The following is a 20,102-nucleotide window of genomic DNA, read 5'->3' as shown; positions in this document are numbered from 1 at the left end:
CGGTACCGGGTCACGCCTACAGGCGGTCGCGCATGAGTCCGACCAGGTCGGCCGGTCTGCGCGCCACGCCGATTCCGTTCCGCTCGAAGGTGCGAATCTTCTCCTCCGCCGTCCCCTCGGAACCCGAGATGATCGCCCCTGCGTGCCCCATGCGCCGGCCCGGCGGGGCCGTCTGGCCCGCGATGAAGCCGACGACCGGCTTGCTCATCTCGCGCGCCACGAACTCCGCGGCCACCTGCTCGTCGGTCCCGCCGATCTCGCCGATCACGGCGACGGCCTCCGTCTCCGGATCGTCCTCGAACGCGGCCAGACAATCGACGAAATCCGTGCCGATGAGCGGGTCGCCCCCGATGCCGACGCAGGCCGACTGCCCGATCCCCGCCCGCGTGAGCTGGAATATGACCTCGTAGGTCAGCGTTCCGGAACGGCTCACGATGCCCACCGGCCCCTCACGCACGATCTGGCCCGGGAGGATACCGACCTTGCAGCGGCCGGGCACGATGGCGCCCGGGCAGTTGGGCCCGATGAGCCGCGCCCCTTTCTCCCGCACGTACGGCAGCACCCGGAGCATGTCCCCGACCGGAACGCCCTCCGTGATGCACACGATGAGCGAGATCCCCGCGTCGGCCGACTCGAATATCGCGTCCGCGGCGAAGCGGGCGGGCACGTAGATCACGCTCGTGTTCGCGCCGGCCCGGGCCACCGCCTCCTCGACCGTGTCGAAGACGGGTACGGCGCCATCGAACCGCCGTCCGCCCTTGCCCGGCGTCACGCCGGCAACGACCCGCGTGCCGTACTCCATCATCTGCCGCGCGTGGAATGAACCGTCGCGTCCGGTGATCCCCTGGACGACGAGCCTCGTATCCTCTCCAACGAAGATGGCCATTCAGCTTCCCCGCCGGACGGCGGTCTCGACCGCCCGGTCCATGTCGATCATGGCCTCGAAGCCGTGGTCCGCGAGGATCGCCACCCCCAGTTCCTCGTTCGTCCCCGTCAGACGGATCGTGATCGGGACCCGCAGATCCATGCGGCTCGTCGCCTCCACGATCCCGTTCGCCACGTCGTCGCAGCGCGTGATCCCGCCGAAGATGTTGAACAGGATCGAGTTGACGTTCGGATCCTCGGTGATGAGTTCGAGGGCCGTCACCACTTTGTCCGGGTTGGAGGAACCGCCGATATCGAGGAAGTTCGCAGGCTCCCCGCCGTAGTACTTGACGAGGTCCATCGTGGCCATGGCGAGTCCGGCCCCGTTCACGCAGCACCCGACGTTCCCAGCCAGCTGGATGTAGGAGAGCTCGGCCTCGCGCGCCCGCACCTCGGCCGGGTTCTCCGCCTCGAGGTCGCGCAACGCCGCGATGTCGGGCAGTCGGAAGAGGGCGTTGTCGTCGATGTTCATCTTGGCGTCGATCGCCTTCACTTCCCCTTCCGGGTGCACGATCAGCGGGTTGATCTCCGCCAGGGTGGCGCCGCTCGCCCGATAGGCCTCGTAGAGCTTGCCGAGGATCGAGGCCGCCTGCCGGGCCGCGCGCGGGTCGTCGTAGAGATGGTGGCCGAGGAGCGTCGCCTGATGATTCAGGAGACCGTAACGCGGGTCGACGGCCAGCTTGCGGATCGCCTCCGGCATCGTGGCGGCGACCTCCTCGATGTCGACCCCGCCCTCCGAAGAGACCATGATCGTGTCCGCCCGGCGGGCCCGGTCGAGCACGATGCCGACATAGGCCTCCGATGCGATCTCCTCGGCCGGCGCGATGAGGACCCGCCGCACCTCGATGCCCTTGATCTTCATGCCCAGAATTCGTTCGGCATTTATTCGGGCTTCCGCCGGCGAGGCCGCCAGCTTCACGCCCCCCGCCTTTCCACGCCCCCCCGCGTGGATCTGAGCCTTGATCACGACCCTCCCGCCGAATCGCTCGGCCGCCGCGGCCGCCTCGGCGGGGGTGGTCGCGACCTCCGCGTCCGGCACCGGGATGCCATGGTTCGCGAAAATCCGTCTGGCCTGGAATTCATGAATGTTCATCCGATCGTCGTTCGACTCTCCGCTGGAAGGCCCGAATCCGGGGCCCCTCAATGTCGCGTTCACCTGCCGCGGGGGCCACCGGCGGCCCGCCGGCGACCTCACACCGGTGGCAGTTCGACTCCCTGGCCGGCGAGGAACCCGCGCGCGTCATCCGCGATCTCCCGCATGCGCTCGGGCGTGTCCGCCTCGATCCGCGCCACGATCACCGGCTGCGTATTGCTCGCCCGGATCAAGAGCCAACCGCCGTCGAACAGCACCCGGGCGCCGTCGATGTCGACGACCTCATGGCGCTCCCGGTAGTGGCGCGCCGCCTCCGCTACGACCGCGAACTTCCGGTCTTCCGGACAGTCGAGGCGCAATTCGGGCGTGGACGGATAGCTCGGAATCCCGGCCGCCAGTTCGGACAGCGGCCGCCCGGCGCGGGCCACGAGCCCCGCCAGGCGCGCCGCCGCATAGATCGCATCATCCGTCCCGTAGAACCTGTCGGCGAAGCAGATATGTCCACTCATCTCCCCTGCGAGGGGCGATCCCGCGGCCCGCATCCGCTCCTTGATCAGCGAGTGCCCCGTCTTCCACATCACCGGCACGCCGCCATCGGCCCGGATGACCCGCGGCAGCGCCTGCGAGCACTTCACGTCGAACACGACTTCCGCCCCCGGCCGCTCCGCCAGCACCTCCCGCGCGAAGAGCAGGAGCAGGTGGTCGCCGCGCACGATCGTGCCCTCCTCGGTCACCGCACCGATGCGATCGCCGTCGCCGTCGAGCCCCACGCCGAGGTCCGCCCCCGTCTCCCGCACTCGCGCGATGAGGTCCTGGATGTACTCATCCACCGTCGGGTCCGGGTGGTGGTTGGGGAAGGTGCCGTCCGACTCGCAGTAGAGGCCGTCCACCTCGATCCCGGCGGCGGTGAGCGCCCGCACCGCGACGACGCTCCCCGCGCCGTTCCCGCAGTCGAGCACCATGCGCACGTTCCCGTCCACCCGACCGCGCGCCGCGATCTCCTCCACATACCGATCGAGGATCTCCGCTTCCCTCACCTCTCCGGCACCGTTGGCGAAATCCCCCGCCTCGATCCGGGTCCGCAGCGAACGGATCGCATCCCCGTACAGAGCCCCGCCGTCCCGTACCATCTTGATCCCGTTGTACTCGGGAGGATTGTGGGATCCGGTGATCTGGACACCGGCGTCCGCGTCGAACTCGATGGCCGCGAAGTAGAGCACGGGCGTCGGCACGGTCCCCACCGTCGTCACGTCGACGCCGGCCGCGCACAGGCCCCGGCAGAGGGCGGCCGCGAGCCCCGGAGAGGAGGGTCGGTTGTCGTGGCCGACGACGACGCGCGGCGCGTCGCGGTCCGCGAGTTCGGTCCCGAAGGCGCGGCCGACCAGTTCGGCCGCCTCCTCCGTCAGATCGTCGCCGACGATGCCGCGGATGTCGTATTCGCGGAAGATTCCGGGATCTATGCGCATGGAGCCTCGGGTCACGGGTCGGGGGCCGCCGGAGCGCGGGCCGCCGGAGCGCGGGCCCGAAAAACGGCGTCTTCGTTGGTCGCCCCGGAGGGCTAACGGGTCACGGGGCGTCGGACTCGGGGCCGGCGATGGTTACGCCGGCGGCGGGCCCGTCGGGGAGGGCCTCGCGCGCCCGATCGATGATCCGCCCCGGGAAGAGACCCGCCAGGAGGATGAGCGCCACGCAGGTCCCGATCACGAGATTGAACCCCGGCTTCGGGGACGGTGGCGTGTGGGCGTCCTCGGGCGCCGTCTCGAAGTACATCTTCCACACCACGCGCAGATAGTAGTAGTACGCGACGAGACTCGTGAGGACGAGCGTCACCGCCAGCGCCGTCTCTCCCGCGTCGACGGCCGCCCTGAGGAGGTACAGCTTGCCCACGAAGCCGGCCGTGGGCGGGAAACCCGCCAGAGAGAGCAGGAAGACGAGGAGCGCGACCCCGAGGACGGGACGCCGCCAGCCCAGCCCCCGGTAGTCCCGCACCCGCTGGTTCCGGTCACCCTTCCCCGCCACGTGGAAGACGATCGCGAAGCTCGCCGCCGTGACGACGGTGTAGGCCGCCAGATAGAAGAGGGACGCGGAGCGCCCCAGTTCGGAGGCCGCCGCCACGCCCACGAGCAGATACCCGGCGTGCGCCACGGAGGAGTAGGCGAGCATCCGCTTCACGTCGTCCTGCGCGAGCGCGATCAGGTTGGGCACGATCATGGTCAGGATCGCGAGCCACCACACGGCGCCCCGCCACACCTCCGCGGCACCGCCCAGATCCACCGTCAGCACGCGCAGCAGCGCGATGAAGGCGGCGGCCTTCACGCCGGTGGCCATGAGCGAGGTGACCGGCGTCGGCGCCCCGTCGTACGCGTCGGGGGCCCACATGTGGAACGGCACCGCCGCGATCTTGAACGCGAAGCCGATGAGCAGGAGGCCGATGCCGGCCACGAGGAGGAGGTCGCCCCCGGCGCCCGCCCCGGCCGAGATCCGGTCGGCGGCGGTGGCGAGCCGCGTCGTCCCGGTGGCCCCGTACAGGAGCGCGATCCCGTACACGACGAAGGCGCTCGCGAAGGCCCCGACGAGGAAATACTTGAGGCTCGCCTCCGACGAGCGCGGGTCCTTCCGCGAGTACCCCGTGAGCACGTACACCGAGATCGACATCAGCTCGAGGCCGACGAAGAGCAGGATGAGGTCGCGCGCGGCCACGAGCACCAACATCCCGACCAGCGCCATGAGGATCAGCGCGTGGAACTCGGGCGACCGCAGCCCCTCCCGGCTCAGGTAGTCGCGCGCGAGCGACACGACGAGGAGCCCCCCGCCGAGGAGGATCACGTCGGCCGCAACCCGGAAACCGTCGAGCGCGATCATGGCGTCGGGGGGCCCGGAGGCATCCATGAGCCACAGGCTCGCGACGAGCGCGCCCGCGATCGAGTACAGCGTCACGAGGCAGTCGACCGACATGCGCCCGTCCCCGCCGGAGCCGCCCGGGGCCTCGCCCGCGCGCACGAAGGCGTCACGCATCAGGATCGCCATCGCGGCGATCGAGAGGATGACTTCCGGCAGAAGTGCCAACCAGTAGCTGCCGTGCGAGGCGAAGTCGAAGACCCTCACGTCACTCCCCTCCCCCGGCCTCGGCGGCATCCACCTGGACGATGGCCGTCCGCGCCTCCACGTGCTCGATGAGGGCCTCTACGGAGGCCCGCGTCCGGTTCAGGAACGGCCCCGGCCACACCCCCATGAGGAGGATCAGCACCAGGAGCGGCGCGAGGATCAGCCGTTCGCGGCCGTTCACGTCGCGCAGCGACCGGTTTTCGTCGCGCTCCAGCCGGTTGAACAGCACGCGCTGCACCATGGGCAGCATGTAGCAGGCGGCGAAGATGACGCCGGTCGTGGCGACGGCGGCGATCCACGGGTGGGTGCGGAACGTCCCCAGCAGGATCAGGAACTCGCCCACGAAGCCGTTCGTGCCCGGAAGGCCCACGGACGACAGCGCGACGACCACGAGCGCGAAGGCGAACAGCGGCATCACCTTCGCGATGCCGCCGAAGTCCGCGATCAGGCGGGAGTGGCGCCGCTCGTACAGCATCCCGATGAGGAGGAAGAGGGCCCCGGTCGAGATGCCGTGGTTCACCATCTGCAGGATCCCGCCCTCGATCCCCTGCGTGGTGAGTCCGAACACGCCGAGCACGACGAAGCCGAGGTGCGCCACCGACGTGTAGGCGATGAGCTTCTTCGCGTCGGGCTGGACCGCCGCCACCCAGGCTGCGTAGAGGATTCCGATCACGCCGAGCGCCATCATCGTGTTCACGACCGCCGGGTCCGTCGCCGCCGCCGGGAAGAAGGGGAGCCCGAACCGCAGGAACCCGTACACGCCCATCTTGAGCAGTACCCCCGCCAGGATCACCGAACCCGCCGTGGGCGCCTCCACGTGCGCGTCCGGAAGCCAGGTGTGGAAGGGGAAGAGGGGGACCTTGATCGCGAACGCGAGCGCGAAGCCGGCGAAGAGCCACAATTGCGTGCGGCGCGCGAGATCGACCGAGAGCAGGTCCTCGTAGGCGAAGCTCCACCCCCCGGCGCCGCTCCGGAACAGCCACGCGAGGGTCACGATCGCGACCAGCATGAGGAGCGATCCCGTCGCCGTGTAGAGGAAGAACTTCACCGCGGAGTAGATGCGCCGCTTCCCGCCCCAGATCCCGATCAGGAAGTACATCGGGATCAGCATGATCTCCCAGAACACGTAGAAGAGGAAGAGATCGAGGGCCACGAAGACCCCGATCATCCCCGTCGTGAGGAAGAGCAGCATCGCGTAGAAGGCCCGCTCCCGCCGCGTGATATGGGAGAACGACCCGCCACCGAGAGCGGCATGATGAAGGTCGTGAGCAGGATCATGAGGATCGAGATCCCGTCCACGCCCACGGAGTACGAGATGCCCCACGCCTCGACCCAGGGGATCGAGACCTGGTTCTGGAAGCCCGGCTCGGCCGTGTCGAAGGTCCAGAACAGCGGCAGCGAGAGCGCGAACAGGAAGAGCGTCGTGCCGAGCGCGATCATCTTCGCCCGCGCTTCAGGCGCCAGGAGGCAGGCCACCCCGCCGAGCAGCGGGAGGACCACGAGCGCGGTCAGGATCCAGTGCCCCTCGTACAGGGTCGTCATGCGAGCACGCTCAGGACGAGCAGGGCGCCGAGCATGAACACGACGAGGTAGGTCGTCACGCGGCCGCTCTGCAGCTGTCCGCCGGCCCAGCCGAGGAGGCGGGCGCCGCGCCCCACCCCGTTCACGGCGCCGTCGATGAGCCCCGCGTCCACGATCCGCCAGCAGGCGCGCCACAGGGCGAGCGAGGGCCGCACGATCATGCGGTCGTAGAGTTCATCGACGTACCACTTGTCGTGCAGCAGGCGCGCGAACCCGGTCGGCGCCACGGCCTCGGCCTCCGTGGGCACGGGCTTCGGAGAGAGGACCCTGACCGTCGCGGTCACGGCCACGATCGCGATGACGGCGGAGATCCCGGCCCACAGAGCTTCCCCGCCGCCCGCGGGCGCGTGGTGCTCGGCCACGAGGCCTCTCGCCTCGGCGATCGCGATCGCGGGCTCGAACACGGGCTCGAGCCAGTGGTGCAGCCAGTCGACGGCCGGGAGCACGGGGAGTGCCTCGGGGATGTTCGCCCAGCCGCCCACCACCGAGAGCAGGGCGAGCAGGGCCAGCGGCCCCCACATGACCAGCGGCACTTCGTGCAGTCGCCGTCCCGCTTCCGCCGTTCCCGCGTGGCCGAAGGTGCGGTTCTTCCCGTGGAAGGTCATGACCATGAGGCGGGTCATGTACACCGCCGTGAGGAGCGCCGTGGCCAGCGCGACCCCCCACAGGACGGGATACCCGTAGGCACCCGCGTACCAGATGATCTCGTCCTTCGAGAAGAACCCGGCCAGCGGCGGCACCCCCGCGATCGCGAGCGTCGCGATCCACATGAAGATCCACGTGCGGGGCATGAACGCCCGCAGGCCCCCGTGGTTCCGCATGTCGTTGGGATCCCCGTGCTGTCCGTCCCCCTCCCCATCGCCGTGCGCGTCGCCGCCGGCGCCGTGCGACCACGCGTGGTGGACCGCGTGGATCACGGCGCCGGCGCCCAGGAAGAGGAGCGCCTTGAAGAAGGCGTGCGTCATCAGATGGAAGACGCCGGCCGTGAACGCCCCCACGCCGATGGCGAGGAACATGTAGCCGAGCTGCGAGATCGTGGAGTAGGCGAGGACCTTCTTGATGTCGTACTGCCGGATCGCGATCGAGGCCGCGAACAGCGCCGTCCCCGCCCCCACCGCCGCCACCACGCCCTGGGACACGGGCGCGAGGGCGAACAGCACGCTCGTGCGCGCGATGAGATAGACGCCCGCCGTCACCATGGTCGCCGCGTGGATGAGCGCGGAGACGGGCGTCGGCCCCGCCATCGCGTCGGGCAGCCACGTGTGGAGCGGAATCTGCGCCGACTTCCCGGTGCAGCCCAGGAAAAGGAGCAACGTGATCCCGGTCACGAGGACCCCGCCGTAGGCCAGCGTCCCTTCCGCCGCACCGAGGAGGGGGACGAAGTCGAGCGTCCCGAAGCTCACGAAGAGGAGGAACATGGCGACGAGGAAGCCCGCGTCGCCGATCCGGTTCATGATGAACGCCTTCTTGCCCGCGTTCGCGTACTCCCGGTTCTCGTACCAGAAGCCGATGAGGAGGTACGAGCACAGCCCCACGCCCTCCCAGCCCACGAACATCAGCGGCAGGCTGGCCCCGAGGACGAGGACCAGCATGAAGAAGACGAACAGGTTCAGGTACGAGAAGTAGCGCGAGTAGCCCGGGTCATCGCGCATGTAGCCGACGGAGTAGATGTGGATCAGACTTCCCACCCCGGTCACGACCATACACATCAGCATCGAGAGCTGGTCGAACTGCAGATCGACGCCGACATGGAGATCCCCGGAGACGATCCAGCTCCACAGGCGCACCACCTCCGCCCCGTGCAGTTCGGCGCCGTTCATCCGAATGAAGTTGATGAGGACGACGTTGAAGCTCAGGAGCAGCGCCGCGGGTCCGACGATGGACGGGATCCGCTTGTCGTCCCGCCACAGGAAGGCGCCGAGACCGTTGACGACGGCCCCGAGCAGCGGCAAAGCGAGGATGAGCCACGGGAGTACCGGATGGAACGCCGTTCCCGCGCCCTCCTGCGCCGCGAGCGCGGCGGCTCCCGGCGGAAGCGCCCCCGCCCCGCTCAGGACCCCGCTCGCGATGCTCACCATTTCAGCAGCCGGAAGCGATCGAGGTCCACGACCTCGTAGTGGCGGAAGATCGCGATGATGATCGCGAGCCCGACGGCGGCCTCGGCCGCGGCGACGGCCATCACGAAGAAGACGAAGATCTGGCCCTCGATCCCGTGCATGCGCGAGAACGCGACGAGCGACAGGTTCGCCGCGTTGAGCATCAGTTCGACGCACATGAACACGATGATCGCGTTCCGGCGCAGCAGCACCCCGATGATGCCGACCGAGAACAGGATCGCGCTCACGAAGAGGGCGATGAGCCCGTGCAGCCCGAGGGCGCCCGCCAGCCCGGCCTCGCTCACGTCCGTTCCCTGCGCGCGAGGAGGATCGTGCCCACGATCGAGACGAGGAGCAGCACGCCGGTCACCTCGAGCACGATGACGTACTCCTGGAAGAGCGGCCGGGCCACGATGCCGATCACGCCCTGTTCGGCGGCGGCCGCCCGCAGCGCATTCCCCGCCACCTCCACGGCCGGCCGCGCCTCCGCCCCCCCCACGAAGAGCCGCGTCAGCACCCCCAGGAACGCGATCGCGATGGATCCGCCCACGAGGCCGCCGATCGGCCCGCGCAGATCGCGCCACTCCGCGTGACCGAGGTTCAGGAGCATGATGACGAACAGGAACAGGACCATGATGGCCCCGCCGTACAGGATCACGTTGATCGCCGCGATGTAGTGCGCGTCCAGCATGAGGAACATGCCGGAGGTGGCGAAGAAGACGGCGACCAGGAAGACGACCGCGGTGACGGGATTCCGGCGCGTGACCATGAGCACGGCCCCCAGAATCGCGCTCGCCGCGAAGGCCTGGAAGAGGAAGTCCTCGATCATCGCGACATCAACCGTGACAGCAACCGCGGCGTCACTGCGACGCCGGGTCCTGCGGATCCCACAGCGCCGTCACGGGGTGCTCCTGTTCGGCGAGCCGCTCGAGGTCGTAGACCCAGCGCTCGCGGGAGTACTCCGCGTTCTCGTAGTGCACCCCGAGGTGGATCGCCTCCACCGGGCACACCTCCTGGCAGTAGCCGCAGAAGATGCAGCGGAACTCGTCGATCTCGTAGATCGCCGCGTAGCGCTCGCCGTTCTCGTCCTCCGCCGGCACGAGCTTGATGCAGTTCACCGGGCACACGGTCGGACACAGGCCGCAGGCGACGCACTTCGCGCGCCCGTCCTCGTGTACCGCCATGCGATGGGTGCCGCGCGTACGGGGCGCGAGTTCCCACTTCTCGTCCGGGTACTGCTGCGTCTTCGTGCGGGGCTTGAGGAGGTGCCGCAGCGTGATCGACATCCCCTTCGCCGCCGCCCTCACGTACGAGCCTTCGGCGCGCGGCCGCTCCACAATCCTGACTTCCCCTGGCATCTAACCTCCCTGGCTTTCGCCGCCGCCTGCGTGGCCTTCCGGCGCATCGCCGGGCTGTGTCGTTCCCTTGGCGGCGCCGCGAATCAGCGTCCCCCGGTCCATGGCGAAGAAGATCGCCCCCGCGAGGGCCAGGTTCACGACGAAGAGCACGAACGCGTACCAGCCGCCGGCCGGGATCCCCACGGCTTCGATCCCGAGGATGACCAAGGCGATGACGAGGATGTACACCGTCACCGCTTCGAGCATGAACTTCCAGCCCAGATCCATGAGCTGGTCGTAGCGGAAACGCGGCAGCGTCCAGCGGATCCAGACGAAGACGAGGACGACGAGCGCCGTCTTCGTCGCGAAGGCGCCCAGCGTGAGGAGCGTCTTCCACCACGTGGGCGTCCCGATCACCGTCCCGTCGGAGAGCACCCGGATATTGTCCCCCTGCCAGAACGGGATGTCCCACCCGCCGAGGAAGAAGACGGTGACGAGCGCGGCGACCGTGATCACGTGCGCGAACTCGCCGATCATGAACATCGAGAACTTCATCGCCGAGTATTCGGTGTGGTATCCGGTGATGAGTTCGGCTTCGGCTTCCGGCAGATCGAAGGGGAGCCGGTTCGTCTCCGCGAGACCCGAAATGAAGAAGAAGAAGAGTCCGACGAGGAGCGGGAAGACGAACCACGTCGCGTAGGTCGCGGGTCCGGCGGTGAACGTCTGCTGCATCGAGACGATCTCGGGCGCCCGCACATCCCCGGTGAGGAGGATGAGCGGGACGAGGCTCAGCGCGAGCGCGACCTCGTAGCTCACCATCTGCGCGGAGCCGCGCAGGCCGCCCAGGAGCGAGTACTTGGAGCCGGAGGCCCAGCCGCCCATCGCGACCCCGTACACGCCGATCGAGCCGATCGCAAGCACGTAGAGGAAGCCGATCGGGACGTCCGCCACGATCATCTCCACGAGCCCCCACGGCGTGGGGAGCGGGGAGCCGAACGGGATGACGGCGAACAGGATCGTGGCCGGGAGGATCGCGAGCACCGGCGCCAGCAGGAAGAACGGCTTGACCGCCTCCGCCGGCATCGTCTCTTCCTTGATGAGGTTCTTGATCCCGTCGGCGATGACCTGGAGCAGCCCCCAGGGGCCGACGCGGTTGGGGCCGCTCCGGTCCTGGATGAAGCCCGCCACCTTCCGTTCCACGATCGTCGACAGCATGACGGCGAGCATGAGCACGGTGAAGAAGGCGGCCACCTTGAGCAGCGTGGCCACGGCGAAGGCGCCGCCGGAAACCGGGCTCATGCGTCGGCCTCCGCCGGGGCCGCGGCGGCCGTGCCGGCGGCCGGGGCGCCCTTGAGCCCGATCCCGTCCCACGTCAGGCCCTCGAAGGCCGGGACGTCCGCCGCCATCCGCTCGAACGCGGTCCGGATATCGGACACGGCCGTGCCGTCTCCCAGGCGGGCGAGCACGCGACTGAGGATCATCCAGGCCGGGCGGGCCGACCCGGGCGGCGTGAGCGCCTGGTGGAAGCGCTGCACGCGCCCCTCGAAGTTCGTGAACGACCCGTCCATCTCGGCGAAGGTCGCGATCGGGAACACCGCGTCCGCATTGCGCGCCGCCGCCGGGAGCCGCGTCCCGAGGTACAGGAAGAGGTCGGCCGCCTCGCCGAAGTCCTCGCCGGCGCCTTCCAGCGCGTCGTCCAGCACCACGAGCGCCCCGGCTTCCGCGCCGCTCGAGAGGGCCGCGACGCGCTGCGCCCCGAAGATCCCGGCCCCCGCGACGTTCGCCGCGCGGTCGGCCCGGAGCTTGAGCGTCGGCACGGTGGGCAGCGCCGCCGTCTCCCCCTGCTTCACCTGGAACTCGGCCGTCTCGACGCCCAGCCGCGCGAGGATCCGCCCGAGGTAGAACAGGTTCTCGTTCGAGGCGTCCGGCGACACGAGCGCGCGACCGCCCGGGGCCCCCACCGCCTTGAGCTTTCGCGCCAGCCAGTCGAGGGCTGTGGCCCAGTCCACCGGCCTCAGCGCGTCTCCGTCGCGGATGAGCGGCACCTCGGCCCGCACGCCGCGGTTCGTCATCACCAGGTGGCGCCGGCCGTAATCGCACATCCACCAGGAGTTGACCGCGGCGTTGTGCCGCGGCTTGACCCGTACGATCTGGTTCTCCTTGGTGTCGATCGTGACGTTGCAGCCCGTCGGGCACCCCGGGCACACGCTCGCCGTCGCGTCCATGTCCCAGGCCCGGGCCTTGAACACGAAGTCCTCGTGCACGAGCGCCCCCACCGGACACACGTCGACGATGTTCCCCTGGAACGGGTTATCGAGTTCGCGGCCCGGGAAGGTGTCGATGTAGGCCTTGTCGCCGCGCTGGGCGACGATGAGCGCGTCGTCCTCGGCGACATCCCGCATGAAGCGGACGCAGCGCGTGCAGATGATGCAGCGGTCCGCGAAGTAGAGGATGTCGTCGGCGATCCGGTCCCGCCCCATGACCCGCTTGGGCTCGTCGACCCGGCTCTCGAGCTGGTTCGTGACGTAGGCGTAGTCCTGCAGCATGCACTGCCCCGCCGCGTCGCAGATCGGGCAGTCGAGCGGGTGGTTCACGAGCAGGAACTCGATGACCGCCTGCCGGGCCGTGCGGGCCGTGTCGCTCGCCGTATGCACGACCATGTCGTCCATCGCCTGCAGCGTGCACGACGCCTCCAGCTTGGGCCGCCCGTCGACCTCCACCAGACACATCCGGCACTGCGCCGGCCGCGTCGGGATCCCGGGGTGGTAGCAGTAGCGCGGCACCACGACGCCCACGCGCTCCGCGGCCTCGATGACGCGCGTCCCGCGCGGGACCGTGACTTCGACGCCGTCGATCGTGAGCGTGATCGTCGCCCGGGCTCCGTTCTCAGCCATGCGTCACCCCGCCGCGACCAGGGTCGGCTTCATCAGCGCCTCGTAGTCGGCGCGGAACTTGTCCAGCGAGGAGCGGAGCGGGAACACGACGCTGTCGGCCAGCACGCAGATCGTGCGGCCCGTCATCTGCTCGCACAGCTCGTACAGCGTGTCGATGTCGCCGAGGCGGCCGTCGCCCGCCTCGATGCGCTGCAGGATGCGCACGACCCAGGAGGTGCCCTCGCGGCACTGCACGCACTGGCCGCACGACTCGTGCGCGTAGAACTGCGCGATGCGCCGCATCGCCGCCACGATGTCCGTATCGGCGTCCATAACGATCGGGGAAGCCGTGCCGAGCGCACTTCCCGCCTCCGCCAGCCCTTCGTACGTCGTGGCGCAGTCCAGTTCGTCCCCGGTGAGGAAGGCGGTCGACGATCCGCCCGGGATCACGGCCTTCACGGGCTTGCCCGACGGCGTGCCCCCGCAGGCCTCGAAGATGATGTCCCGCAGCGGAAGGCCGAGTGCGAACTCGTAGTTCCCCGGCCGCACGAGGTGTCCGGAGCAGCTCCACAGCTTGGTCCCCGGCGACTTCTCGCTCCCCCACTGCCGATACCAGTCGGCGCCGTTCTCGAGGATCATGGGGACCGCGGCCAGCGTCTCGACGTTGTTCACCGTGGTCGGCATCCCGAACGCCCCGGCCTGCGCCGGGAAGGGCGGCTTGGCCCACGGCTCCGCGCGATTGCCCATGAGCGAGTTCATGAGCCCCGTCTCCTCGCCCGCGATGTAGGCGCCGGCGCCGGCGTGCACGGTCAGATCGCACGACCAGGAGGAGCCGAGGATGTCGGGGCCGATGAGCCCGGCCTCGCAGGCCTCGATCACGGCCCGGTTGAGCACCGCCGTCTCCTCGAAGAACTCGCCCCGCACGTAGATGTAGACGTGTTCCGCCCCGATCGCGCGCGCGCCGATGAGGCAGCCCTCGATCAGGAGGTGGGGCGTCCAGCGGATCACCTCGCGGTCCTTGAAGGCGCCGGGCTCGGACTCGTCCGCGTTGCAGCACAGGTAGTGGGGCTTGCCATCGTCCTTCGGCATGAAGCTCCACTTGAGGCCGGTCGGGAACCCGGCCCCGCCGCGTCCGCGCAGCCCGGAGGCCTTCACGACGTCCGTGACCTCATCGGGCGCCATGCCGAGCGACTTCCGCAGCGCCTCGTAGCCGCCCGCGGCGCGCCATCCGTCGAGCGTCCGCGCTTCCGCCTCGCCCTGATGCCGTGAGAGCGGGGTCGTGGTCTCGAGTTCGCTCCGGTGCGGGAAGCTCATGCCTCCCCCTCCCCGCCCGACCCGGCGCCGTCGCGCGCGCCGCGGAGGTTCGCGACGATCTCCGGCACGCAGTCCGGCGTCACGCTCTCCAGGTAGCGGGCGTTGACCTGCACGACCGTGGCGAAGCCGCACGCCCCGAGGCACTCGGCCTCGATCACCGTGAACTCTTCATCGTCGGAGATCTCGCCCTGCCGGGTCTTCGTCTCCGCGAGGAAGCGCTCCAGCACTTCTTCCCCCCGGTTCAGGTGGCAGGAGATGTTCGTACACACCTGGACGAAGTGACGCCCGACCGGGTGCTTGTTGTACATCGTGTAGAAGGTCGCGATCGAATGGACGTAGGCGGGCGTGAGATCCAGCGCCCCGGCGACCTGCTCCATGTCCCCCGGCTCGATCCACCCCTTCTCCGCCTGCACGAAGCCGAGCATGGGGAGGAGCGCCGCCTGCTTCGTCGGATAGCGGGACAGGGCCATCTCGAGGCGGCGCTTCCCTTCCTCCGTCTCGAAGATGGGACCGTCGAACGTCTTCCGCGCCGTCAACTGGAAGGGCTGTGCCCCCACGACGGCGGGATGGAGGCGCCGGCTCACCGGTCGATCTCCCCGAGCACGACGTCCAGCGAGGCGTTGATCGCGACCACGTCCGCCACCAGTTCGTCCCTCACGAGTTCGGGCAACGCCGCGATGTTCACGAACGAGGGGCCGCGGAAGCGGCAGCGGACGGGCTTCGTCCCACCATCGGAGATGATCCCGAAGCCGAGTTCCCCCTTCGAACTCTCGATGGAATACCACGTCTCGCCGGCGGGGACGCGGACGCCCTCCATGACGAGCTTGAAGTGCGATATCATCGTGTCGATCGATCCCATCGCCTCCCCCTTGGGGGGCAGGACGATGCGGTAGTCGTCGATGTTGATGGGTCCGCCCGGGAGCCGGTCGAGCGCCTGTTCGATGATGCGGAGGCTCTGCTTCATCTCCTCGACCCGGACCAGATACCGGTCGTACACGTCGCCCGTGGTGCCGACCGGTACGTCGAAGTCGTACTCCTCGTAGCCGAGGTAGGGGCGCGCCTTCCGCACGTCGTACGCCACGCCGCTCGCGCGCAGCGTCGGGCCCGTGATGCCGTAGCTGATCGCCTCGTCCGCCTCGAGCAGGCCGATGTCCATCGTGCGGCCCTGCCAGATCGCGTTCCGGGAGAGGAGGCGCTCGACCTCGTCCAGCGTGGCCGGGAAGGTGGCCGCGAAGTCGCGCGCCGCCGCCGTCCAGCCGACCGGCAGGTCCGCCATCATCCCGCCCACCCGCGTGACGGAGGTCGTGATCCGCCCCCCCGTGTAGGCTTCGTGCAGGTTGTAGATGCGCTCGCGCTCCTGGAAGGTGTAGAGGAAGACGGAGAACGCGCCGATGTCGATCGCCGTCGTCCCCAGCCACAGGAGGTGTCCGAGAATCCGGTTCAGTTCGCCGAGGATGACCCGGACGACGCGGCAGCGCTCCGTGATCTCGACGCCGAGGAGCGCCTCCACGGCCCCCGCGTAGCCGATGTTGTAGAGCATCGGCGCGAGGTAGTCCATGCGGTCCGTGTAGGGGACGCACTGGTTCCACTCGCGGTACTCGCACGTCTTCTCGAAGCCGGTATGGAGGTAGCCGATGTGCGGGACGCAGCGGATCACGCGCTCCCCGTCGAGCTGCAGCACGAGGCGCAGCACGCCGTGCGTGGCCGGGTGCTGCGGCCCCATGTTGATGAGGATCGGCGCGCCCTCCAGCGCGTCCTCGGGCTTCTCGCCGAGCTCCAGTTCCCGGATCCCGGCCTCCGTCTCACCGGCCGGCGGCGGCCGCACGTCCCCCTCTTCGGTGACCGTGTAGCCCGCCATCTCCAGCTCCTCGACGGCGTAGATGTCGACGAGGTCGCGGGAGAGCGCCCGGCTCACCTGCGCGGAGCGGCTGAAGCGGCCGCGGAGGGGGAAGTCCTTCCGGAGCGGGAAGCCCTCCTCGTAGTTCTCCGGCATGAGGATGCGACGCAGGTCGGGGTGGCCCCGGAAACTCACGCCGTACATGTCCCACGTCTCGCGCTCCAGCCAGTCGGCCGTGAGCCACTGGTCCGTCACCGTGTCGAGTTCGAGGTCGTGCAGCGGCACCTCGCACGCGACCCGGAGCTGACGGCCGTGACCCATGGACCAGAGCTGGTACCAGACCTGGATGGGAGCGCCGATGCCCGCGTGCGCACCCATGATGTCGGCGAGGAAGTCGTACGCCTGGTCCGGCGTCTCGCGCAGGAAGCGGAGGACCTCGGCGTTGAGGCGAGGATCGATCCACACCACGGGGTAGCCGAGCGCGTCACGCTCCACGCGCCGGACTCCGTCGGCGAAGCGGTCGCGCAGCGCGCGGACCGAGGGGTGGTTCGCGGCGTCCCCGTCGAATGGCGCCGCGCTCACCATGCCGGGCGACGCGGCCGTCGTCGCGGTCGTCACTGCCGGGGCGCCCCGATCAATCCCGGTGTTCGAGCCGGCGCTCGCGCCGGTCGCGTGACCGGGCTACCTCGGAGGTCGGCCCGAGCCCGCTCATGCGGTTCTGGTTCGTCGAGTTGCCGAAGGGCTGGGCCACGAGTTCAATCGTCTCGGGCGGCAGGTTCGGCTGGCCCACGGCCGCAACCGCTTCGTCCCGCGGGCGGGGGTCGGCGAGCGATTCTCCCTTGATCTTCTCCTGGATCATGAGGAGGCCGTAGATGAGGCCCTCGGGACGGGGCGGGCAGCCGGGTACGTACACGTCGACGGGGATGATCGTGTCGATCCCCTGTACGATCGTGTAGTTGTCGAACATTCCGCCGGAACTCGCGCAGGCGCCCATCGACACGCACCACTTGGGCTGCGGCATCTGGTCCCAGACGCGGCGCAGCACCGGCGCCAGCTTGTAGGTGACCCTTCCCGCGACGATCATCAGATCCGCCTGCCGGGGGCTGAACGACATGCGCTCCATCCCGAAGCGTCCGATGTCGTACTTGCTCGCGGCGGAAGCCATCATCTCGATCGCGCAGCACGCGGTGCCGAACGGCATCGGCCACAGCGAGTTCCGCCGCGCCCAGTTGACGACGTAGTCCAGCCGCGTCGTCATCCAGTTGCGCGGGATCCCCGTATCGAGACGCCCCTCCTCGGGATGCGCGCCGGGGGGCAGCGTGTCGAGCGTCCTCATCCGGTCTCTCCCCTCGCCGCCGTGCGCAGTCCCGTGTTCACGTCCGTGCTCAATCCCACTCGAGCGCCCCCTTCTTCCACGCGTACACGAGGCCGACGCCGAGGACGCCGAGGAACGCGGTGATCTCCAGGAAGCCGACCATCCCCAGTTCCCGGAAGATCACGGCCCACGGAATCAGGAAGAGCGTCTCGATGTCGAGGACGATGAATAGCATCGCCACGATGTAGAAGTTTACGGAGAAGCGCTCTCGCGTGCTTCCGAGGGGAGGGATCCCCGATTCGTACGGGCTCGCCTTCACCGGCGTCGGCCGCCGGGAGCCCAGAAGGTGCGATACGCCCATCATCGCGGCCGCGTTCAGCACGCCGACCAATCCGAGGATCAGGATGCCGAGATATGGGTCGAGCAAGGGGGTGCGCTCCTCTCGTGCGAGCTTGTGAATTTCTTCACTTTCCCGCGCCGCGAAGGTATCGCGGAGGAGTAGGCCCGGCAAGCGTGAACGGGGGGCCCGGAACGGCGCCCGTTCGACGGTTTGCGGGCGCGTCAGAGGAGGGCTTACGCTCTCCATGGGCTCGGGCCGTAATCGTGCGGAGAAGAAGTATGAACCCGGACATCGCAGTCATCCTGTTCGCGGTGGATGTCGTCATTCTCGGCCTCCTGCTGGTCGGGGCTGTTGCGTCCGCGGTCTGGCCGGAAAGGCGCATCTGGCCTCCCCCTCAGCCGCGGTCCTGGCAGTACCGGCTGATATGGATGGGTTTCTACGCGGCCTTCGGGATCGGAGCCGCCCTGCTCTTCTTCGACTGGAATTCCTGGGTTTTCCGCAGTCCCCTGCGCTTCGTCGCCGGCATCCCTCTGACGCTGCTTGGGGGACTGCTCGCGGCCTGGGCGGTCGCCACGGCGGGGTGGACGAACACATCGGGAGTGAGGGGAAGGTTTGTGTCCTCGGGACCGTACCGGTTCACGAGAAACCCGCAGTACCTCGGAGACATCGTCTTCTTCGTCGGTGTAGGCTTCATGGCGAACTCCCTGTTCGTGTGGATCACCCACCTGTTCCTCGCCTTCATCTTCCGCGAGGCACCGCTCGCGGAGGAGCCCTGGCTGGAAGAGCAGTACGGCGCCGAATACCGGGAGTACCTGCGGAAGATTCCGCGGTTTCCGTGAGTCCCGGGCCGACCGCAGCCGACCGCCCCGATCAGGAGACCTGCCTCGTCCGGGACGTCGAGATCGGCGATGGTACGGTGCGGGTAACGATCCTCGGTGAGGGGCGCCCCGTCCTCTTCCTGCACGGGGTCAGTGCCCACGGCCGCGCGTGGCGCTCGGTCGCGGAGGCCTTCGTCGCGGAGCATCCCGGCTGGATGTGCTGGCTCCCCGACCTGCTCGGTCGGGGGGCTTCCGAGGCGTCTCCGGGGCTGTCCTACACCCTCGACGACGAAGTACGCCGGATTCGAGAAGTCATCCGGGCGCTCGCTCCGCACGGGGGGGCGCCGCGGCTCGTCGCCGGCCACTCGCAGGGCGCCGCCGTGGCGCTGGCGCTCGCCGGCGTCGAGCCGGCCGTCCGCGGGCTGCTGCTCGCGAATCCGGTCGCGACCGACATCCGCCGCCCTCCGGTCCTCGGCCTCCTCGGCTCGGAACCGGTAAGGCGGGCCGTCGGGAACATGTTCGCGCCGCTGCACGGGCACATCGGCCGTCTGGTGCTGATGCGCGCGGGCGGTCCCGCGTTCAGGGCTCCGCCGGCCCTCGTGGAGGCGTACGCCCGACCCTGGGCGGATCCGGCGCGCGCGCGCACGCTCATGCGCATCCTCGCCGACTGGCGGCCGGCCGATCTGGAGGGCCGCATGCCGGATCGGCCCCTCGCGGCACACGTCGTGACGGGGGCGCGCGACCCCCGGATTCCGGTCGTCGCGGCCCGGGGCCTCGCCGCACGCCTCGGGTGCGATATCACCGTCTATCCCGACGGGGGGCATGTGCTCACCGAGCAATACCCGAGGCGGCTGGCCCGCCTGCTTGCGGAGCTGGCCGCCGGCCTTACCCCGGGCTGCTAGAGCTTCGGCGGCGTGACTCCGGTCTGGCCCTGGTACTTGCCGGCCTTGTCCGCGTAGCTCACCTCGCACACTTCGTCCGACTCGAAGAAGAGCACCTGCGCGATCCCCTCGTTCGCGTACACCCGGGCGGGAAGCGGGGTCGTGTTCGAGATCTCCAGCGTCACGTGCCCCTCCCACTCCGGCTCGAAGGGCGTCACGTTCACGATGAGGCCGCAGCGGGCGTAGGTGCTCTTCCCGACGCAGATCGTGAGCACTTGTCGGGGGATCCGGAAGTACTCGATCGAGCGCGCGAGTGCGAAGGAGTTCGGGGGGATGATGCAGACATCCCCGTTGAATTCGAGGAACGAACGCTCATCGAACGCCTTGGGGTCGACCACCGGGAAGAGCGCGTTGTGGAAGATCCGGAACTCGTCTGCCACCCGCATGTCGTAGCCGTAGCTGCTCACGCCGTAGGAGATGACGCCATCGCGGACCTGGCGGTCGGCGAACGGCTCGATCATCCCGTGTTGGCGGGCCATGCGGCGGATCCAGCCGTCGCTCTTGATCGCCATCGGACCTCTCGGGTTG

20 protein-coding genes are annotated in these 20,102 nt (G+C 69.2%); 2 read left to right on the top strand and 18 right to left on the bottom strand.

What is annotated here, in order from left to right:
• Nucleotides 1–16: 16 nt before the first annotated feature.
• The 17 genes from sucD to ndhC form a co-directional block, all read right to left on the bottom strand.
• Nucleotides 17–886 carry a succinate--CoA ligase subunit alpha gene (sucD, locus tag ACOQPP_RS03965; RefSeq protein WP_419166541.1) on the bottom strand — a complete coding sequence of 290 codons (870 nt, stop codon included), beginning with the start codon at nucleotides 884–886 and terminating at the stop codon, nucleotides 17–19.
• On the bottom strand, nucleotides 887–2,017 hold the full coding sequence (gene sucC / locus ACOQPP_RS03960; RefSeq protein ID WP_419166542.1) for an ADP-forming succinate--CoA ligase subunit beta: 1,131 nt from the start codon (nucleotides 2,015–2,017) through the stop codon (nucleotides 887–889). It abuts the gene before it with no gap.
• A 98-nt stretch (nucleotides 2,018–2,115) separates the two neighbouring features.
• Nucleotides 2,116–3,483 (bottom strand): phosphomannomutase/phosphoglucomutase, encoded by a 1,368-nt coding sequence (locus ACOQPP_RS03955; protein WP_419166543.1) that lies wholly within the window; start codon nucleotides 3,481–3,483, stop codon nucleotides 2,116–2,118.
• Between the two features lie 100 nt (nucleotides 3,484–3,583).
• Nucleotides 3,584–5,122 (bottom strand): NADH-quinone oxidoreductase subunit N, encoded by a 1,539-nt coding sequence (locus tag ACOQPP_RS03950; protein WP_419166544.1) that lies wholly within the window; start codon nucleotides 5,120–5,122, stop codon nucleotides 3,584–3,586.
• Nucleotide 5,123: 1 nt separating this feature from the next.
• The gene (locus ACOQPP_RS03945) at nucleotides 5,124–6,314 is read right to left on the bottom strand and encodes a complex I subunit 4 family protein (protein WP_420635902.1); all 1,191 of its coding nucleotides are present in this window, start codon (nucleotides 6,312–6,314) and stop codon (nucleotides 5,124–5,126) included.
• Complete coding sequence (locus ACOQPP_RS03940) at nucleotides 6,287–6,664, bottom strand: hypothetical protein (RefSeq protein WP_420635901.1); 378 nt, start codon at nucleotides 6,662–6,664, stop codon at nucleotides 6,287–6,289. The genes ACOQPP_RS03945 and ACOQPP_RS03940 overlap by 28 nt, the downstream gene beginning before the upstream one ends.
• Nucleotides 6,661–8,778, bottom strand: coding sequence for an NADH-quinone oxidoreductase subunit L (locus tag ACOQPP_RS03935; protein ID WP_420635900.1), 2,118 nt, complete (start codon nucleotides 8,776–8,778; stop codon nucleotides 6,661–6,663). Before ACOQPP_RS03935 ends, ACOQPP_RS03940 begins: the two co-directional genes overlap by 4 nt.
• Nucleotides 8,775–9,104, bottom strand: coding sequence for an NADH-quinone oxidoreductase subunit NuoK (gene nuoK / locus ACOQPP_RS03930; RefSeq protein WP_419166547.1), 330 nt, complete (start codon nucleotides 9,102–9,104; stop codon nucleotides 8,775–8,777). The genes ACOQPP_RS03935 and nuoK overlap by 4 nt, the downstream gene beginning before the upstream one ends.
• A complete protein-coding gene (locus ACOQPP_RS03925) occupies nucleotides 9,101–9,628 on the bottom strand; it encodes an NADH-quinone oxidoreductase subunit J (RefSeq protein ID WP_419166548.1) in 528 nt (175 codons plus the stop codon). The genes nuoK and ACOQPP_RS03925 overlap by 4 nt, the downstream gene beginning before the upstream one ends.
• 31 nt (nucleotides 9,629–9,659) lie before the next feature.
• On the bottom strand, nucleotides 9,660–10,085 hold the full coding sequence (locus tag ACOQPP_RS03920) for a NuoI/complex I 23 kDa subunit family protein (RefSeq protein ID WP_419166629.1): 426 nt from the start codon (nucleotides 10,083–10,085) through the stop codon (nucleotides 9,660–9,662).
• A 72-nt stretch (nucleotides 10,086–10,157) separates the two neighbouring features.
• On the bottom strand, nucleotides 10,158–11,435 hold the full coding sequence (locus ACOQPP_RS03915) for a complex I subunit 1/NuoH family protein (protein WP_419166549.1): 1,278 nt from the start codon (nucleotides 11,433–11,435) through the stop codon (nucleotides 10,158–10,160).
• Nucleotides 11,432–13,030 (bottom strand): molybdopterin-dependent oxidoreductase, encoded by a 1,599-nt coding sequence (locus ACOQPP_RS03910; RefSeq protein ID WP_419166550.1) that lies wholly within the window; start codon nucleotides 13,028–13,030, stop codon nucleotides 11,432–11,434. The genes ACOQPP_RS03915 and ACOQPP_RS03910 overlap by 4 nt, the downstream gene beginning before the upstream one ends.
• A gap of 3 nt (nucleotides 13,031–13,033) precedes the next feature.
• On the bottom strand, nucleotides 13,034–14,323 hold the full coding sequence (nuoF, locus tag ACOQPP_RS03905; RefSeq protein ID WP_419166551.1) for an NADH-quinone oxidoreductase subunit NuoF: 1,290 nt from the start codon (nucleotides 14,321–14,323) through the stop codon (nucleotides 13,034–13,036).
• Nucleotides 14,320–14,907: an NAD(P)H-dependent oxidoreductase subunit E gene (locus ACOQPP_RS03900; protein WP_419166552.1), complete on the bottom strand. Its 588-nt coding sequence runs from the start codon at nucleotides 14,905–14,907 to the stop codon at nucleotides 14,320–14,322. Before ACOQPP_RS03900 ends, nuoF begins: the two co-directional genes overlap by 4 nt.
• Complete coding sequence (nuoD, locus tag ACOQPP_RS03895) at nucleotides 14,904–16,778, bottom strand: NADH dehydrogenase (quinone) subunit D (protein ID WP_419166553.1); 1,875 nt, start codon at nucleotides 16,776–16,778, stop codon at nucleotides 14,904–14,906. The genes ACOQPP_RS03900 and nuoD overlap by 4 nt, the downstream gene beginning before the upstream one ends.
• 16 nt (nucleotides 16,779–16,794) lie before the next feature.
• Entirely contained in the window at nucleotides 16,795–17,418 is a 624-nt protein-coding gene (locus ACOQPP_RS03890) for an NADH-quinone oxidoreductase subunit B (RefSeq protein ID WP_419166630.1), read from the bottom strand.
• 127 nt (nucleotides 17,419–17,545) lie between these two features.
• The gene (ndhC, locus tag ACOQPP_RS03885; RefSeq protein WP_419166554.1) at nucleotides 17,546–17,902 is read right to left on the bottom strand and encodes an NADH-quinone oxidoreductase subunit A; all 357 of its coding nucleotides are present in this window, start codon (nucleotides 17,900–17,902) and stop codon (nucleotides 17,546–17,548) included.
• A gap of 191 nt (nucleotides 17,903–18,093) precedes the next feature.
• Here ndhC and ACOQPP_RS03880 point away from each other — a divergent pair, with 191 nt between their 5' ends.
• Together ACOQPP_RS03880 and ACOQPP_RS03875 are read left to right on the top strand one after the other, a co-directional pair.
• On the top strand, nucleotides 18,094–18,654 hold the full coding sequence (locus tag ACOQPP_RS03880) for a methyltransferase family protein (protein WP_419166555.1): 561 nt from the start codon (nucleotides 18,094–18,096) through the stop codon (nucleotides 18,652–18,654).
• Nucleotides 18,651–19,535: an alpha/beta fold hydrolase gene (locus ACOQPP_RS03875; protein WP_419166556.1), complete on the top strand. Its 885-nt coding sequence runs from the start codon at nucleotides 18,651–18,653 to the stop codon at nucleotides 19,533–19,535. Before ACOQPP_RS03880 ends, ACOQPP_RS03875 begins: the two co-directional genes overlap by 4 nt.
• On the opposite strand, the gene dcd is transcribed toward ACOQPP_RS03875, so the two are convergent.
• A complete protein-coding gene (gene dcd / locus ACOQPP_RS03870; protein WP_419166557.1) occupies nucleotides 19,532–20,086 on the bottom strand; it encodes a dCTP deaminase in 555 nt (184 codons plus the stop codon). The genes ACOQPP_RS03875 and dcd overlap by 4 nt on opposite strands.
• Nucleotides 20,087–20,102: the final 16 nt, after the last annotated feature.

Origin of the sequence: Candidatus Palauibacter sp., assembly GCF_965222475.1 — a bacterium.
Classification (GTDB): domain Bacteria; phylum Gemmatimonadota; class Gemmatimonadetes; order Palauibacterales; family Palauibacteraceae; genus Palauibacter.
Note: the sequence above shows the minus strand (reverse complement) of the source record. Positions and strands in the feature narration are given on the sequence as shown.

Bases quoted from the DNA above. Each gene is read 5' to 3' on its own strand.
- sucD (WP_419166541.1), bottom strand. From the start codon at position 886: ATGGCCATCTTCGTTGGAGAGGATACGAGGCTCGTCGTCCAGGGGATC.
- sucC (WP_419166542.1), bottom strand. From the start codon at position 2,017: ATGAACATTCATGAATTCCAGGCCAGACGGATTTTCGCGAACCATGGC.
- ACOQPP_RS03955 (WP_419166543.1), bottom strand. From the start codon at position 3,483: ATGCGCATAGATCCCGGAATCTTCCGCGAATACGACATCCGCGGCATC.
- ACOQPP_RS03945 (WP_420635902.1), bottom strand. From the start codon at position 6,314: ATGCTGCTCTTCCTCACGACGGGGATGATCGGGGTCTTCGTGGCCCTC.
- ACOQPP_RS03940 (WP_420635901.1), bottom strand. From the start codon at position 6,664: ATGACGACCCTGTACGAGGGGCACTGGATCCTGACCGCGCTCGTGGTC.
- ACOQPP_RS03925 (WP_419166548.1), bottom strand. From the start codon at position 9,628: ATGATCGAGGACTTCCTCTTCCAGGCCTTCGCGGCGAGCGCGATTCTG.
- ACOQPP_RS03920 (WP_419166629.1), bottom strand. From the start codon at position 10,085: ATGTCGATCACGCTGCGGCACCTCCTCAAGCCCCGCACGAAGACGCAG.
- ACOQPP_RS03915 (WP_419166549.1), bottom strand. From the start codon at position 11,435: ATGAGCCCGGTTTCCGGCGGCGCCTTCGCCGTGGCCACGCTGCTCAAG.
- ACOQPP_RS03910 (WP_419166550.1), bottom strand. From the start codon at position 13,030: ATGGCTGAGAACGGAGCCCGGGCGACGATCACGCTCACGATCGACGGC.
- nuoF (WP_419166551.1), bottom strand. From the start codon at position 14,323: ATGAGCTTCCCGCACCGGAGCGAACTCGAGACCACGACCCCGCTCTCA.
- ACOQPP_RS03890 (WP_419166630.1), bottom strand. From the start codon at position 17,418: ATGACGACGCGGCTGGACTACGTCGTCAACTGGGCGCGGCGGAACTCG.
- ACOQPP_RS03880 (WP_419166555.1), top strand. From the start codon at position 18,094: ATGAACCCGGACATCGCAGTCATCCTGTTCGCGGTGGATGTCGTCATT.
- dcd (WP_419166557.1), bottom strand. From the start codon at position 20,086: ATGGCGATCAAGAGCGACGGCTGGATCCGCCGCATGGCCCGCCAACAC.